Below are 15,401 nucleotides of genomic sequence, written 5' to 3'. Positions count from 1 at the left end.
CCCGAAGGAGAAGATGGCTCGGCCGTTCTCAGCCCACCGCATCTCGTAGCGCCCTCGAACGCCCCTCAGCTTGTGTACGAGGCCATCGCGAAACCAGGTAATGGTGCCAGCCTCCATCTTCCGAAGATCTGAGCCTTCGCGAAAACGTGGGATGGGGCTGCTGGGATCGGCGGGTTCAGGCTATGAGTATGCCGCGGGCTTCGAAGTTGGCGTGGTTGGTGAAGCCGTGGGCTTGGCGTCGTAGGACTTGGAGCAGGTTGTTGGTGCCTTCGATGCGTCCGTTGCTGGGCTGGCCGGCTTGGTGCCAGTCGAGGATTTGCTCATGCCATGCGAGGAAGGTGTCAACGACACTGCTGAACTCGGGGATCTGGCCGGTGTCGTAGATGTCGGCGGACCGGTCGAGGGCTTCGAGGGCGCCTTTGCGGTCCTTGGCGAGATAGAGGCCGTGCAGCTCGCCGAGCGCGTCCCAGGCTGCCTTGAGCCTCGGGTGGGTCTCGAACAGACCCTCGAGGCGTGCCCGCTCGGCGTTGTCGAGGGTGTCGGGCCGTTTCATGAGCAGGAACCTGGCTCGGAACACTGCGGGGTCGAACGCGGGCTTTGAGCCCTCCGGGCGGCGCTGGACGTCGCGCCGCACCGCTGTCAGCCCTGCCGCGAACCATCGGATCACGTGGAACCGGTCCAGCACGTGGCGGGCGTGGCCGAGCCGCTTGGCGATCGCTGCGGCATAGGCCGCCGAGCCGTCCGAGACGACGACCTTGACGCCCTTTTGCCATCGATGCCCCTGAGCAGCCAGAAAGCCCGACAGGGCTGCTTCGCTGCGGTGAGGCACCATCGCGAGGGTCTCGCCGGTGTCGCCGTTGACCAGCACCGTCACATAGCGATGCCGTTCGCGGATCGAGGTCTCGTCCACCAACAGCACCCGGCACCGCCGACGGCGGCGATGCTCGCCGACCAGGCCCGCATAGGCGATCACCAGCGCCATCACCGCGGTCAGCCCACACCATGACGGCGCGCCACAGCGTTGACGGTCATCTCGCGGGCATCGGCCACCAGCCGACGCGCCAGACGCGCCGCGACGCGGCCCTCGAACGCCCGACGGTCCTCCAAGAACCGCCGCCCGCACCCATCACAAGCCAGCCTGCGCCGATCCCACACCAGCGTCACCGGCCGGCCCGACACCTCCAAGTCCCGAACCCGCTTGGCCCGCCGGTCATGGACCCGCCCGCACCGCGCCCCGCAACCCGGACAACGCGGACGCGACACCGACGACGCCACGCCCACCACCAGCCGCTCAGGCGCGTCAGCGACGACCCCCAGCACCACAATCTGCGGCAGCCACAGCCGCACCGACATAACATCACGATTCATCGAGGCCCTCCAGGGATCGGCGTCTCCAAACACCGATCCCAGCAAGGCCTCGACCCCTACCCAAGGACCCTCAACCCACCCTCAACCCACAAAAACGCGAAGGGCCAGATGAGATGGGCGTTGACGGCCATGATCTCGTACGGTCCTTGGGCCATCTCGGTGTGGATGCGGAACGCGACCGCGTGGGGCTGGCGGGCGAACGTCACGAAGAACGGCGGATGGAACTCGCCCGCGTCGCCGCCGGCGTCTCTGAGGGCCTCGATCATGTCGTCGCTGTTGTCGACCAAGGTCGCGATGGTCTTGGACCTGTCGTAGGTGAGGTCGCTGGCGATCTCCATGCGCTCCACAGCGGGCCAGCGGTAAATGAACCCGAGACGCTCCCGCAGTCCGCGCTCGCCCGCGAATGCTCCGGTCTCGTCGGACACGACCGCGGCGAAGCCCTCGCTGCTGCTGTCGACGCATGCGGCGATGCCCTCACGCAGCCGCCGCAGCCCGCCGAGGTCCGACATGACCTCCTGGATGGCAAGCAGATCGAACTGCGCGCACACCCGAGCCAAGAACTCCCAGTCGCCGTCAGTGCGGTTCTCAGGATCGCCGAGCTTGCGGATGTTGAACGAGCCGACCAGCACCGAACCGTCAGTCCGCTGCGGGAAGCCGTAACGCGCCGGATCGCCGCTCAGCGTCTCGTTGATCTGCCGCCACTCGTCGGGCTCAAAGCGGTTCGCCATGCCGTTCCTCCACGTCACACAACACCAGCCGACTGCAAGCAGCCACCCTACGGCTGACGCTCATACACATACCCGCCGTATTGCGCCGATGGTGTCGGCAATCATCCACCGCTGGATGGCCGGCGTGATGTTGTGTGGTGCGGCAGACCACCGTGCGGCTTGCTGAGCGGAACTTGTTCTCTCTCATCTTGCACGCGCGACGCATGTGCTGCGCTATGAAGTGCCACGCACAACAAGACCGGAGGTGACCAATGCGGGTCGGCGCCTACATCGATGGACTGAACTTGTTCTATGGCGGCGGGTCCATCTGCGGACCTAGCCAGCCCGGTTGGCGATGGCTAGATGTGCGCAAGCTCTGTGAGGACATGATCTCCGGTCAACCGTCATGGACCGCACTTGGCGCAGTCCTGGACCGAGTCGTCTACTGCACAGCTTTCATCGCTCGGCGCCCCAATTCCAATGGGAGACAACACCAAGTTCGCTATGTCGCAGCGTTGCGAAGCCACCAGTCATTGGATCAGATCATGAAGGGCAGGTTCGTGACGCGAGTCGTGCGTTCGCCGCTTGCGCTTGAGCATCCGAAGTCCAAGAAGCCGACGCTCGTGACATCTCAGTGGCCGGTCAAGGTGAAGGACGCCGCCGATGACTACGTGCCCGATGCGGTCTTCATGGTGTCGCATTTGCGCAGCGAGGAGAAGAGGTCCGATGTCAACCTTGCCTCTCAGCTGCTGCTTGATGTTCTGAGCCAACGTGTCGATGCAGCGATAGTGATCTCGAACGACAGCGACCTGCGGTTCCCGATTCGGGAGTGCCGACAGCGTGTTCCTGTGGGAACCGTCAACCCGAGCAGCCGTGCGCTCGCTGGTGATCTCAGGGGTAGTCCCACCGACGGAGTCGGAAACCACTGGTGGACCCAGCTGCAGGCCACAGACTTCACGAACTGCCAGCTGCCTGATCCCGTCGGCCGATACGCGAAGCCGCCTAGCTGGTAGACAAAGAAAACCCGGCCCTTATAGGGCCGGGTGGTTTGTGACTCGCAGTATAGCGCTCACCTGAAGCAACGCAGGGCCATACTGGGCGCCTTTGGAGTAGCACGAGAGTCGTTCGCCGCTTGACCGCGAGCCAGCCCGCTGGCTGATGCACCCGCTGCGACACACATCCTCGCTGAAGCCGCACGGCTTGGGCTCGCAGACAAAGAAAACCCGGCCCTTATAGGGCCGGGTGGTTTATGGCTTCCAGTATAGCGCGTACTCGCCAGAAGGCAAGGTCATGCCTAGCATGGCCGGAGTCGCGCGCGATTCGTACGGCCCTCGACCGCGGGTCGCCCCGCTGGCTGGTGTACCCGCAGCGGCGATTCTGCGGTACACGCTGCTTGATCAGCCGCTCAGTCGAGCCAGCGTCGCAGTCGGGTTCGCAGGCTCGGGAGCGTCAGGGGTGCGTCGTATCGGACGTCGACGACGGTGACGCCATTTTGTTCGCACAGGGCGCGTTTTCGTTCGTCGCGTTCTTGGGTGCTGGCGAACGCTTCGGTTCCGCCGAATGCTTCGACGGGCCGGTAGTGCTGTTCGCCTTGGTGCTCGATGGCCAAGTTGAGTTCGGGCAGGTAGATGTCGAGGCGCTGTCGGCCGAGCCATGGTGGTGAGGCTTCTCGGCGGATCGTGCGCGCAGGGAAGAGCCGCTGGACGAGTCGGTACAGCTCGTCCTCGCGGGTCCATCGGCTGATCGACAGCCGGCGTTTCGCCTCGGCTCTGGCGGTTCGCGCATCCATGCCGTCTCTTCGCACGAGCAGGTCGACGTAGGGGCCGTAGTGCTGTGTGATCTGCGGCCCGTACCAGTCCCCGATCGCGTCCTCGCCGTGCTGCTCGCCGACGCAGAAGTGGCAAAGGCCGCTGGCATAGTCGGCGTTCCTGAGCAGCGTGAGCACTCGATGAGGCCAGGAGTCCGCAACGAAGGAAGGCGCCTCGGCTGTGACCGCCGCGAGCATCGCTTCGTGTGCTTCGCGATGGCAGGCGCAGAACATCCTGTCACCGCTGATGACATGATCGAACGACACTGCTCGGAAGCCCGCGATGCGGTCGTCGACGAAGTTGAGGAAGCCGACCGCCAAGTTCGCGACGCGCGGCTGCTCGATCTCGCCGTGACACAACAACCCGAGTCTCTACAAAACACGGGGTGATTGAAGTCCACGAGCTCGACGGGCGTGTAGACGATCCCCAAGCGGGTGATCTCCGCGGGCATGGCCTCCTTGAAGAACGACTCGTACACCTCCAGCATGATCTTCAGCCGGGCATCCGAGTCGGCTGCGCCGGAGAGACGGTTGCGGACGCTGTCGTAGAAGCGATCCAAGTCCGCGGTTTCGTCGCGCAGCCGGACATCGGCGGCCTTGAATTCGTCGAGCAGCTCATTGAGCGCTTTCGAGACGGGGTTGCGGTCGGCGAAGCCGCTGCCGGCGAACAGCGCCTCGAACACTGGCATCGTCACCACATGCTGGGCGACCAGGGCGGCGAGGTCGCCGGCTGCCACGGAGCCGCCCACCGTGGCCTGCATCTGTTCGGCGAACCGATCGAAGGTGGCGGCCAGATCGGCGTCGGCGCCGACCGCCGTCCGGATGTGGCTGGTGATGGTGCCGGTGATGCGCGCCACCTCGCGGCCCCAGCGATCCCAGTACTGCCGGTCGCCGCAGGCTTTCACCAGTTGCGAGGCGATGGCGTGCTCGAACGGCAGTCGCTGCTGGCCCGCGCGCACACTCGCAGCGTCGTCGAGCCGGGTCTGGTCGCACTCGCAGTCGCTGTCCGCTTTGCCGCAGGTGCCGCAGAGCCCGCTTGGCAGCACTGTGATGGGCGGCTTGCCGGTCAGATCGGCGGTGTTGATGAGCACGTCGAGCCGCTCATCGTGAGAGCGCAACGCCTTGAGCACCTTCCACACGGCCTTGAAGTCGGAGCCGTTCAGCACCGCGTCGTCCAGCAGGCTGGTGCCCGACGGCACCACCACCGGGAGGATCACGTAGCCGACGTCCTTGTGAGGGGCACGGCGCATCACCCGCCCGACGGCTTGGATCACGTCCACTTGCGATTGCTTCGGCTCGAGGAAGATCACAGCGTCCAGCGCGGGGACGTCGATGCCCTCGCTCAGGCAGCGGGCATTGGTCACGATCCGGCAGGCGCCTTCAGGGTCGCCGGCTCGCAGCCATGCGATGGTGTCGGCGCGTTCGAGCGCGTTCTTGTTGCCGTCGACATGGCGGATGTCGCAGGCCAGCAACTCGGCTGCGGCACCGTTGCCTTCACTTGAGGGACGACCGTGGACGGCGCCAGCAACCGCTTCGATGACCGGGTTCCAATAGCGCTCGACGAGTTGGGAATTGCGGATGCGGTTGGTGAAAGCGATCACCCGCTGGGCCGCGTAGTCATGGTTGACGGCACCGGTGACACGGTCCTCGGGTGTTGTGGTGGTCGGATCGGCCAAGCCGTCCCAGCATCCGGCGAAACGCACAGCGTCGTGAATCTTGAACTGGTGCTCTTCGTCAATGGCGATGTTGTCGTAGGCGTCGAGCACTGGGTTTTCGGCCACGGCGATGACCAGCACCTTGTAATCGGTGAGATGCCCGCCCTCCACTGCGTCGCCGAACGACATGCGGTACATCTCCGGGCCGTACACCGCCGGGTCGTCCATCGAGTACACGTCGAAGCTGCCCGCGGCCTTCTGCACCCGGCTGCGAGCCGATTCGGTATACACCCGAGGGGTCGCAGTCATGTAGAGCCGCTTGGCGACGCGGACCCGGCTGGGATCGTGAATCAGCGAGTACGGCGTGACGGTGCGCTGGGAGCCCGAGGCCGGTTTGCGGGCGGCGGTTTCCTCGATGCCCGTGGTGCGATGCGCTTCATCGCAGATCGCCAAGTCGAATGCCGGCGCGGGGCCGAGCAGGCTCGCACTTGACTGGGCATCGGCAATGAGGCTCAGCGACTGGTAGGTGCAGAACACCACGGTCATCGCGCTGGTGTCTGTCGCCGTCAGTTGCGCTGTGATGCGGTCGGGATCTGTCGTGACCGGCATCGCCAACTCCACCAGCGGCGCGTCCTCTGACGTGTGGCCGGCGCGGGTGTCCGAGCAGACGCCGATGTAACGATGCGGGACACTGGGGTCACGCTGGCTTGCCCATTCGCGCATGGTCTGGTTCATCAAGGCGATCGACGGCACCAGATACAGCACACGGCCGCCGATACCGGCCATTTGCTCGGCAACCCACAGCGACACCACCGACTTTCCCGTTCCGCAGGGCAGCACGAGCCGGCCCCGGTCGTTCTCCGCGAATCCTGCGACCACCCTCGCCACAGCGTCAGCTTGGAACGGCTTGGGCGTATGGCGATCTTCTGCGGCGAAGCGCAGGCGTAACGGATCGTCGAGACACTCGGCCCAATTGACCGGCCATGACTCCAAGTCGCTGCGGTGCAGCACCTCACAGCGTGGCGACGCCTTCTCGATCATCAAGCGGGCCTGCGCCGTCGGAGGAGCGGTCAGTACCAGCAGCCGCGCCGTGAAGTCGTCTGTGGCCGAAGCCGAGATGAACGAATCCACCGCGCCCTTGTCGACACGGCCGGTGGCGTATGCCTTGGTCTGGATCGCGCACAAGCCTCCGCCGGCGTCGTCTGCCTGCTCGGCGACGAGATCGATGCCGATATCAGCGCCGTATCCAAGGGCTTCGCGTTCGGGCCACTCAGCCCACCGCCACACCCGCGCGAAACGCTGCGGCCCGTACACATCGGGGTGGCACTGCAACGCTCGCTGCATCAGCCGTTCGAACGCAGCACCGCGGGCCTGCGGTGACTCGTACCGCTCCGCCAGCATCGCGACAAGATCGACCCCGCCGTCCTCTGCGGATTCCGATGCGCTCATCGATAATTCACGGACGGCTGGGGTATGGCGCGCATTCACAGAACAGTACCGATGCTGCGCCTTGCCGGACCAACGTCGCCGGACGACCCCGGGATGCCGCGGCCGGTTCGGTGAGCCATCGGCCGCCACTGCGTCGCGGGGCGGTTCACTCAGCATCGGCGTCCATAGTCGTTTCCGGCTCGTTGTTCAAGCACTGCTGGCTCAGTCCGAGTTCGGCTGCGGCAATCCCCGAAGCGACCTCGTCGGTGGCGAGACAGTCGAGCGCTTCGGCAAGTTCGGTGTGCTCGTCGGAGAGCATCGCTGTCCAAAGATCCTCCATGAAACCCACACTGCAGGATTATCTTGAGTAGTCACATGTAATTCAAATTATTTTCACTCTGCTGCGTGGTCCAGGCTCTGGTGCGTTGTTGGATCGCGTCTGAGGCAGGTCGTTGAGCGGTTCTACGCTCGACCCATGTGCGGGAGGTTTGTCTCTGCAGCCAGTCTCGAGCAGATTGCGGCGCACTTCGACGCCCCGCTGCCGGGTTTCGATGCACCTCGCAGCTACAACGTGGCACCCACGACCGACATCGTGGCTGTTGTGGGAAACGACGATGCCCGTCGGATCGAGACGTTTCGGTGGGGCCTGGTACCGGCCTGGTCAGCCGATCCCACGAAGGGTCCGCCGCTGTTCAATGCGCGGTCCGAGACGGCGGCAACGAAGAACTCGTTCCGTGGCGCGTTCAAGCGGCGCCGCTGCATCGTTCCTGCCGACGGGTTCTACGAGTGGCCCAAGGCCCCGAAGGGCACACCCCGCGGCGAGCGCCCGCTCCCGCACTGCATCACCCGAGCCGACGGTGGCATGCTCGCTTTGGCGGGCCTGTGGGAGCGCTGGTCGCCGCCGCCTGACGGCGCGGCCGATGACGCGGCTGGGGGCACTCAGAAGAATGTGCTGCACTCGGCCACGGTGCTGACCACCTCGGCCAACGAGTTCATGGCGCCGATTCACAACCGCATGCCGGTGCTGCTGGAGCGCTCGGCGTGGGATGCCTGGCTCGATCCGTCCAATGGGGACATCGAGGAGCTCGCCGCCATGTGCCTGCCCGCTGCGGACGGGATCCTGCGCTCGCACCGAGTGGGCCGTGCCGTCGGCAATGCCCGCAACCGCGACGCCAGCCTCATCGAACCAGCCCCCGCAGAGCAGCTCTTCTAGCCCGGATTCGTCGGCTCAGCCGAGCGCGGCCCACTCAGCTCGGTTCTGCTGAGCGCAGTCAGCGCACTCCAACCGAACGTGTCGAGCGCGGCTCGGCTCAGCCCAGAGCGGCCGACTCAGCACCTGCGGTGTGCGTGAGCTGCCGCACCGCCGTCAAGCGCTGCGCCACTTCTGACTCGGTGAGCGGGGTGAACATGATGAATTAGCAATAATGCACACCGCAGTTAGCACTGGTGTGCATTGTATTCACTGCACACATCTCTGTCTGAGGTTGTGCATCAGATCGAATGCAGTCCGACGGCCGGATCGGTGTGCTCGGACTGGCGCGCCCCAGCGGCTAATCGCCGAGCTGTGCGCGGATGGCTTCGGCGGGCCCGGCGAGTTCCTCGGTGGAGGCCATCGGGAGGGGTCGAGCGAAGTTCATGTCGGCCATGGAGTTCACTGGGCACACGTGAATGTGGCAGTGGGGGACTTCGAAGCCGGCGACCACCAAGCCGATGCGCTCGGGTCGCAGGGCCCGCATCTGTGCCTCGCCGATGCGGCGGGCGACATCGAACAGGTGCGCCTGAAGGTCAGCGGGCACGTCCAGCCAGTGGTCGATCTCTGTGATCGGGACGACGAGCGTGTGACCCGGTGCAAGCGGGTTGATGGACAGGAACGCCACGCACTCCTCGTCCTGCCACAAGAATGTGCCTCCCAGCTCGCCCTCGATGATCCTGGTGAACACTGTGCTCATCACGCGCAGCCTATGAGGCTGAGCCGGCAGGCGAAGCCGTGGCCCGAGCGGCCGTGAACCCAATCGCATGAGAATCGGGAACTAGAGCGGAGAGCAACAGGCGCGGCAACGAAATGGCTTGCCTATTGCTGCATGCCTTGAGGAGCTGCGCGATGAGCACGGGCGAATCCCAAGAGCCTGAGCTTGCGTCGGTACTGTGAGCCGGATGAACGGCGGTCCCGATGCGGCATCGACGCCCGATCCGGGGTGGCGGCCGTTCACCGTGCCGAATCTGATCAGCTTCGGGCGGCTGTGCTGCCTGCCGTGGTTCGTCTGGTTGGTGTTCGGCGCCGAGGACCGCTGGGCAGCGGCGTTGCTGCTCGGTGCTCTCGGCGCCACCGACTGGGTCGACGGCTGGGTGGCGCGTCGATTCAACCAAGTCTCCGAACTCGGCAAGATCCTGGACCCCACTGCCGATCGACTGCTGCTGCTGGTAGCGCTCGTGGTGATGATCGTCGACGGATCGCTGCCGCTTTGGATTGCCGTGCTGGCCCTGGTACGAGAAGGCGGCGTGGCGGTCGCTGCACTGGTGCTGGCAGCGGCGGGGGCCCGCAAGATCGACGTGACGTGGTGGGGCAAGACTGGGACGTTCCTGATGATGTTTGCCGTGCCCAGCTTTCTCGCGGGCGCCAGCGATATCGCCGCTGCCGACGTGTTCGGGGTGCTCGCGTGGGTATTCGTGGCCGCGGGATTGCCGATCCATTACTGGTCAGCGTGCGGCTACGTGCCGCAGGCGTTGCTAGCGGTTCGCGAGGGACGCGCCGCCCGGGCTGTGTGACACCTATCCGCTAGCTTCGCGGGAATGGAGATTCCTGCTGAGCTGCGCTATTCGAGCGATCACGAATGGGTGCGCCTTGGCGACGGCGGGGTGCAGGTGGGCATCACGGATTTTGCGCAGGATGCGCTGGGCGATGTCGTGTACGTAGACCTGCCGGAGATCGGCGCCCAGTTGACCGCAACGGATCCGATGGGCGAGATTGAGTCCACCAAGACCGTCCAAGATCTCTACGCGCCGATTTCTGGTGAGGTCATCGAGGCAAACGTCGCGCTGGAGGACGAACCGCAACTCGTCAATGAGTCGCCCTATGGCGACGGGTGGATGTGCGTCATCGCGCCGACTGACGACGCCGCGCGGGCCGACGCTGAGATGGCTGCGCTTCTCGATGCCGACGGTTATGCGGCGCTGACCACCGAGGACGTCTGATCGCCGTGGCCATCGCCTGCGGAAGGTGCGGGTATTCGAACGCCGACGATGCGCGCTTCTGTTCTGGCTGCGGGACGCGCTTGGACCCGTCTGCCGACACGCCGACGGAGGTGCTCTCGCCGGTCGGCGCGACCGAAGCTCCGCTCTACAGCGGGGTTGCCGAACTGGTGGTGACGTCTGGGCACCGATCCGGGACACGCTTCGAGCTGGGCGGCGATCGAGTCACGGTCGGTCGCCACCCCGACAGCGATGTGTTCCTCGACGACATCACCGTCTCGCGCCGCCATGTGGTGCTCGAGTTCGGCCCAGCTGGGCACACCCTGCGCGATGTCGGCTCGCTGAACGGCACCTATGTCAACGGGATTCGCACCGACGGCGAGATCTCGCTCCGGGGCGGCGACGAACTGCAGGTCGGCAAGTTCAAGCTGCTGTACCTGGTGTCCTCGGTCGGGCTGTGAGTGCGGATGACGAGGCTGGGCCGACCCTGCCGTCACCTTCGCGTGTCGGCACCGGACGGCTGTCGATCGGGGAGGTCGTGATCCTGCTGCGACCGGAATTCAGCGACCTGACCGATTCCAAGATTCGCTTTCTCGAGGATCGAAAGCTCATCTCGCCGGCTCGCACGCCCGGGGGATACCGCAGCTTCGGGCCGCACGACATCGAGGTGCTGCGCTGGATTCTCACCCGCCAGCGCGATCAGTACCTGCCGCTCAGCATCATCGGCGAGCGCATCGACCGTGGCGAGCACCTGGCTGACCTCTGGGGCATCGGTGTGACCGGCAGCGAGGCTGAGTCAGCAGGCGAAGACGTGGCCCGTGCGGCCCGTGAGCCCGTATCGAATCGAAACCGGGAACAAGAGCAGGAAACAACAGGCACGGCCACGGGAGGGCCTGCTCGTCGGCGCGGCGCCTCAGGCGCATCAGCAGACGGCACGGAAATCGCCGTGCCGGCAGGCGCCGCGAGCCGCCCCGAGGATCCGGCGGCTGCCGACGATGGACCCGTCGCTGATGCGGTGATCGGACCCCCAGCCGCGTTTGCGGCGGAGGCTGCCCTGAGAGAGCAGCTTCGATGGGGCACGCCGGGTGACGCTCGGACCTACAGCGCAGCCGAGCTGAGCGCGGAGAGTGGGCTGAGCCTTGCCGAGGTGGCCGAGCTGACTGATTTCGGGTTGCTGGCGCTACTCGTCCGCGAGGAGGACGAGATGTCTCCGCCCGGCATCACCGGCCAGGCCTCGCTCGCTCCCGAGTCACCTGAACCCCGCTATGGCAGCGATACGTTGCTCATCGCACGCATAGCGCGCGAGTTCTCGACGTATGGCTTGGAGGCACGCCACTTGCGCGTCATCCGCAATGCTGCGGCGCGCGATGCCGCCATGTTCGAGCAGGGCATTCAGCCGGTCCTCCACGCCGGCGGAGCGACGGCCAGCGACGACGCTCGGCGCTCCTTGGGCCGATTGGTGGCGTTGTGCGAGCGCTTGCGTGCCCAAGTGATGGGCGAGACGCTGCGTCGCTACTGGGCCTGAGGGCATCACTGCGGTCGGCTCACGGCTCGCGAGGGCCGAAGTAGTGTGCATTCCATGGTCGAGATGGAACTTCTTGGCGTGCAGGTGGAGATGCCTTCGCAGAGTCCGCTGCTGCTGTTGCGGGAGACCAGCGGTTCTGGGAGGGTGCTGCCGGTCGTGATCGACACGCCTGAGGCGCAGGCCATCTACCGCGGCATCGAGCAGATCCGGGTGCCGAGACCGCTGACGCACGATCTCATGACTGCCATTCTGGACGTCCTCGGTGCCACGCTCGTCAAGGTCACGGTCACCGACCTGCGTGACCGGACGTTTTTTGCAGAAATGGAAGTGTCCATCGGCACGACCACGCACACCATCTCCGCCCGCCCGAGCGATGCCGTTGCACTGGCCGTGCGAACTGACACCCCGATCTTCGCCAGCGAGACCGTGCTCGACGAGGCGGGGCAGATCATCGAGCTGCCGCCGGAGGCGCCCGCCGAGGTCGATCCGGACGAGCTCCTCGACGAGTTCAAGCAATTCCTCGACGACGTGCGACCCGATGACTTTGGGCCGGCGACGGAGGCCAGCGATCCGGAGTGAAACCCGACGACCGGCCCGCCGGGGCAGACCGGTTGCGGCACGTACGCCCCGGTCGTCGGCGTGGCCTGATCTCGGTGCCTTTCTCCTGGCTGCGGGGGCGAGCCTCGTCGGCGGCCTGGACCCGAACCGGCGCGGCGCACTGGAGCGATCATGGCACCGTACTGTCGGCGTGCTCCGTGCCGACGTTGTCGATCTGCTGATCAAGGGTGACCCAGCTCACGCCGACGCCTCTTCCGATGCGCCCGACACACCCTTGATGTGGCCCCTTGCGCTTCGGTGACGCCGACCCGTACGCTCTTGTGAACGACAGATCACAAGCCGGTAGTCCACCGTGTGAGATTCGCGGCCACAAGGAGCACCCGATGGCGAACGAACAGCCTGTCTTCTCATCTCCAGCCCAAGTTCTCGAGACCCGCGAGCGCGAATCGGCAGCGGAGTCGGCGCCTGCTCGCACTCCGCCCGCCCCGATCGGCTCCAGCACGCCGACCTCTGGCGGCAACAGCTCGCCCACTGACGGTTTCTCCGGGCCTCACACGGCAAAGCTTGTCGGCATCTCGTACCGCCAGCTCGACCACTGGACGACCAAGGGCCTGATCCGGTCGTCGCTGGCCGACGCGGCGGGCAGCGGATCGCGGCGACGCTACTCCTACAGCGATCTCGTCGAGCTGAAGATAGCGAAGAAGATGCGCGACCAAGGCATCGACCTGAAGTCCATCGCCAAGGCTTTCGACTACCTGCGCGACCAACTCGGCGGAGACGTCTCCTCGGCCAACATCGTCATCAGCGGCGACGATGTGCTGCTGGTGGACGAAGACCAAGTGCTGAGCCTGCTGCGCCAAGGTCAGGCGGCCATGCTCACCGTGCTGCCCGTTGCAGGCGTGCGCCGCGAACTCTACGCGGACGTGGTGAGGCTGTTCCCCGACGAGCCCATCTCCACCCAGCTCAGCCTCGATCTCGTCAGCCTCGATCTCGAATAAGGCGTCGAAGAACCGGGCCTCGACAAGGTCGCCTCGCGCGTCGACGCCGCTGTGTCCTCAGCTCGGCTCGTCGTCAGTCGGCACGAACTGCAGCGATGCGGAGTTCATGCAGAAGCGATCGCCGGTGGGCCGGGGGCCGTCGGGAAACACGTGTCCTAGGTGGGCACCGCAGGCCATGCACATCACCTCGGTGCGGACCATGCCGTAGGTGCGGTCGACCTCAGTGTCCACCGCATCGTCAGAGACCGGCTTCCAGAAGCTCGGCCAGCCCGAGCCGCTCTCGAACTTCGTCTCTGAGCTGAACAGCGCGACGTCGCATACGACGCAGTGGTACGCACCGTCGTCGTGGTTGTCCCATGTATCGCCCGAGAAGGGGCGCTCGGTGCCCGCTTCCTGGGTGACGTGGAATTGCATCGGCGTGAGCCGCTCGCGCAGCTCGGATTCGGTGAACGTGACAGCGCGTCCAGTCGCAGATTGCCCAGTCATAGGCATCACGGTAGTGACAAGGCTGACCTCACGCTGGTCGCAAGGTGACGAGGCCGCCGAGCTGGGCGAGATCCTGCAGCGCCTGGTCGCAGGAGAACCGTGCCGAGCATGCATCGCGGGCCCATGCCTGCTCCGCTGGAGTGGGCAGGTCGCCGATGGCGCCGACCCGCAGTGCCCCCGTTGCGGTCGAGCTGATCGCTGTGCGGTTGCCGACGAGCATTTCCTCCAGAGCGTCGCTGCGGTCGCCCGGTTCGTCGAAAACGAAGAGCCGCCTGCCGTCGGTCACGAACGGTGTCACGTAGCAGGTCTGCTCACCCACCGGCGTCTCGGTATCGAGCCGCAGCATCAGCACGCCGTCGAACGGAGCGAACGGCGTGCCGCCGGGGCGATCTGTCACAGCGAGCAGCGTACTGAACTGCCGGGATTCCACATGTCACGGGGCAGGACTCGGCCAACGATGCCATACTTCTGCTGTGGAGCACGCTGAACAGGTCAGCCACATCAAGACGCTGCTGGCGCGGCTCGACTCAGGTGTCAATGTGGATGCCGGCGGCGTGCGGTACAACGCCACGTCCGCCTACACCGATCGCGAACTCGCAGTCGTCGAGCGGCGGGAGTTCTTCGACACCCACCCCCAGATGGTCGGGCTGTCAGGCGACCTGCCCGATACAGGCTCGTTCATGACCCAGGACGATCTGGGCACGCCGCTGCTGCTGGTGCGCTCGCCCAGCGGCCGGTTTCGGGCGTTCGTGAATGCCTGCCGTCACCGCGGCGTCGTCATCGAGACCGAGCCGCGGGGACGCAAGCGCCGATTCGCCTGCCCGTTTCACAACTGGACCTACGACGCCGACGGCGCGCTGGTCGGCCTGCCGAAGTCGGATCACTTCGGCGAGCTCGACCGGGATGATCTGGGGCTGGTGGAGTTGCCGGCTGTCGAGCGCTACGGCTTGTTGTGGGTGCATCCGCAGCCCGACGGCGCGCTGGATCCCGATGCGCTGCTCGGCGACGAGCTCGCAGCCGATTTCGCCGGGTGGGATTTCGGCGAACTGCAATGGCTGGGCTGTGATGCCTATGAGGTGGATTGCAACTGGAAGCTCGCCATGGACACGTTCGGAGAGACGTACCACTTCCCGGTGCTGCACTCGGACACGCTGTCGAACGACTTCTACGGCAACGTGCAGTGCTACGACGAATTCGGGCGCCATCATCGGCTGATCCTGTGCCGCCGTGCCATCGAGGACGCACGTGAGCGGCCGCCGTCGGAGTGGGATATCACCCGGTACGGACTGCCGGTGTACTGGCTGTTCCCGAACGTGCAGCTGATCCCGTCCCGTGAGGTGCTGTTCTTGGTGCGGGCATATCCCCATCCGACTGAGCCAGGCCGTCACACCAGCCAGATCTCCTTCTACCTGCGGCCAGGCATTGCTCGCGATGACGCCGAGTTCGATTTCCTGGCTGAAGCGTCGCGGGCTTTCGGCAATGTCATCCGTGACGAGGATTACGTGATGAGCGCCAGCCAGCAGCGTTCAGCCAGCAGCGGGGCGCTCAGCTATGTGGTGTTCGGGCGCAACGAGCCGGCGCTGCACCACTTCCACAACACCTACCGGGCAGCGTTGGGTCACGATCTGCTGCCGCTGTGCCCGGCCCCGTAGCCAGCCTCGAACTCATCGGCGGGCAGTC

General features: G+C 65.6%; 17 protein-coding genes. 9 read left to right on the top strand and 8 right to left on the bottom strand.

What is annotated here, in order from left to right:
• Window positions 1-175 precede the first annotated feature (175 nt).
• From ACOGXQ_RS03710 to ACOGXQ_RS03700, 3 genes are read right to left on the bottom strand one after another with little or no spacing between them, the layout of a single operon-like run.
• Complete coding sequence (locus ACOGXQ_RS03710; protein WP_419946105.1) at window positions 176-982, bottom strand: ISL3 family transposase; 807 nt, start codon at window positions 980-982, stop codon at window positions 176-178.
• A gap of 8 nt (window positions 983-990) precedes the next feature.
• Window positions 991-1,368 carry a transposase family protein gene (locus ACOGXQ_RS03705; RefSeq protein ID WP_419946104.1) on the bottom strand — a complete coding sequence of 126 codons (378 nt, stop codon included), beginning with the start codon at window positions 1,366-1,368 and terminating at the stop codon, window positions 991-993.
• Window positions 1,369-1,424: 56 nt separating this feature from the next.
• A complete protein-coding gene (locus ACOGXQ_RS03700; RefSeq protein ID WP_419946103.1) occupies window positions 1,425-2,096 on the bottom strand; it encodes a hypothetical protein in 672 nt (223 codons plus the stop codon).
• 524 nt (window positions 2,097-2,620) lie between these two features.
• On the opposite strand from ACOGXQ_RS03700, the gene ACOGXQ_RS03695 reads away from it, so the two are divergent.
• A complete protein-coding gene (locus tag ACOGXQ_RS03695) occupies window positions 2,621-3,088 on the top strand; it encodes a hypothetical protein (RefSeq protein WP_419946102.1) in 468 nt (155 codons plus the stop codon).
• Window positions 3,089-3,524: 436 nt separating this feature from the next.
• On the opposite strand, the gene ACOGXQ_RS03690 is transcribed toward ACOGXQ_RS03695, so the two are convergent.
• Window positions 3,525-7,142 carry a DEAD/DEAH box helicase family protein gene (locus ACOGXQ_RS03690; RefSeq protein ID WP_419946101.1) on the bottom strand — a complete coding sequence of 1,206 codons (3,618 nt, stop codon included), beginning with the start codon at window positions 7,140-7,142 and terminating at the stop codon, window positions 3,525-3,527.
• Window positions 7,132-7,305, bottom strand: coding sequence for a hypothetical protein (locus ACOGXQ_RS03685; RefSeq protein ID WP_419946100.1), 174 nt, complete (start codon window positions 7,303-7,305; stop codon window positions 7,132-7,134). The genes ACOGXQ_RS03690 and ACOGXQ_RS03685 overlap by 11 nt, the downstream gene beginning before the upstream one ends.
• A gap of 135 nt (window positions 7,306-7,440) precedes the next feature.
• Between ACOGXQ_RS03685 and ACOGXQ_RS03680 the strand changes: the two genes are divergently transcribed.
• Window positions 7,441-8,178 carry an SOS response-associated peptidase gene (locus ACOGXQ_RS03680; protein ID WP_419946099.1) on the top strand — a complete coding sequence of 246 codons (738 nt, stop codon included), beginning with the start codon at window positions 7,441-7,443 and terminating at the stop codon, window positions 8,176-8,178.
• A 337-nt stretch (window positions 8,179-8,515) separates the two neighbouring features.
• Here the strand turns inward: ACOGXQ_RS03680 and ACOGXQ_RS03675 are convergent, their stop codons facing one another.
• On the bottom strand, window positions 8,516-8,914 hold the full coding sequence (locus ACOGXQ_RS03675) for an HIT family protein (RefSeq protein ID WP_419946098.1): 399 nt from the start codon (window positions 8,912-8,914) through the stop codon (window positions 8,516-8,518).
• Window positions 8,915-9,119: 205 nt separating this feature from the next.
• Here ACOGXQ_RS03675 and ACOGXQ_RS03670 point away from each other — a divergent pair, with 205 nt between their 5' ends.
• The 6 genes from ACOGXQ_RS03670 to ACOGXQ_RS03645 all read left to right on the top strand — a co-directional run bounded on the left by ACOGXQ_RS03670 (window position 9,120) and on the right by ACOGXQ_RS03645 (window position 13,235).
• Window positions 9,120-9,731, top strand: coding sequence for a CDP-alcohol phosphatidyltransferase family protein (locus tag ACOGXQ_RS03670; RefSeq protein WP_419946097.1), 612 nt, complete (start codon window positions 9,120-9,122; stop codon window positions 9,729-9,731).
• Between the two features lie 24 nt (window positions 9,732-9,755).
• Complete coding sequence (gene gcvH, locus ACOGXQ_RS03665) at window positions 9,756-10,157, top strand: glycine cleavage system protein GcvH (RefSeq protein WP_419946096.1); 402 nt, start codon at window positions 9,756-9,758, stop codon at window positions 10,155-10,157.
• Between the two features lie 5 nt (window positions 10,158-10,162).
• A complete protein-coding gene (locus ACOGXQ_RS03660; protein ID WP_419946095.1) occupies window positions 10,163-10,615 on the top strand; it encodes an FHA domain-containing protein in 453 nt (150 codons plus the stop codon).
• Window positions 10,612-11,679 (top strand): MerR family transcriptional regulator, encoded by a 1,068-nt coding sequence (locus tag ACOGXQ_RS03655; protein WP_419946094.1) that lies wholly within the window; start codon window positions 10,612-10,614, stop codon window positions 11,677-11,679. Before ACOGXQ_RS03660 ends, ACOGXQ_RS03655 begins: the two co-directional genes overlap by 4 nt.
• A gap of 54 nt (window positions 11,680-11,733) precedes the next feature.
• Window positions 11,734-12,258: a bifunctional nuclease family protein gene (locus ACOGXQ_RS03650; RefSeq protein WP_419946093.1), complete on the top strand. Its 525-nt coding sequence runs from the start codon at window positions 11,734-11,736 to the stop codon at window positions 12,256-12,258.
• 362 nt (window positions 12,259-12,620) lie between these two features.
• Complete coding sequence (locus ACOGXQ_RS03645) at window positions 12,621-13,235, top strand: MerR family transcriptional regulator (protein ID WP_419946092.1); 615 nt, start codon at window positions 12,621-12,623, stop codon at window positions 13,233-13,235.
• Between the two features lie 57 nt (window positions 13,236-13,292).
• Here the strand turns inward: ACOGXQ_RS03645 and msrB are convergent, their stop codons facing one another.
• Both msrB and ACOGXQ_RS03635 read right to left on the bottom strand, forming a co-directional pair.
• Window positions 13,293-13,721, bottom strand: a complete 429-nt coding sequence (msrB, locus tag ACOGXQ_RS03640; RefSeq protein ID WP_419946091.1) for a peptide-methionine (R)-S-oxide reductase MsrB — start codon at window positions 13,719-13,721, stop codon at window positions 13,293-13,295.
• 28 nt (window positions 13,722-13,749) lie between these two features.
• Window positions 13,750-14,118 carry a hypothetical protein gene (locus ACOGXQ_RS03635; protein ID WP_419946090.1) on the bottom strand — a complete coding sequence of 123 codons (369 nt, stop codon included), beginning with the start codon at window positions 14,116-14,118 and terminating at the stop codon, window positions 13,750-13,752.
• A 76-nt stretch (window positions 14,119-14,194) separates the two neighbouring features.
• Between ACOGXQ_RS03635 and ACOGXQ_RS03630 the strand changes: the two genes are divergently transcribed.
• Window positions 14,195-15,373 carry an aromatic ring-hydroxylating oxygenase subunit alpha gene (locus ACOGXQ_RS03630; RefSeq protein ID WP_419946089.1) on the top strand — a complete coding sequence of 393 codons (1,179 nt, stop codon included), beginning with the start codon at window positions 14,195-14,197 and terminating at the stop codon, window positions 15,371-15,373.
• The last annotated feature ends 28 nt before the right edge of the window (window positions 15,374-15,401 follow it).

Source organism: Candidatus Poriferisodalis sp., assembly GCF_965208485.1.
GTDB lineage: Bacteria > Actinomycetota > Acidimicrobiia > Acidimicrobiales > Poriferisodalaceae > Poriferisodalis.
This window is presented reverse-complemented; position numbering and strand designations above follow the sequence as displayed.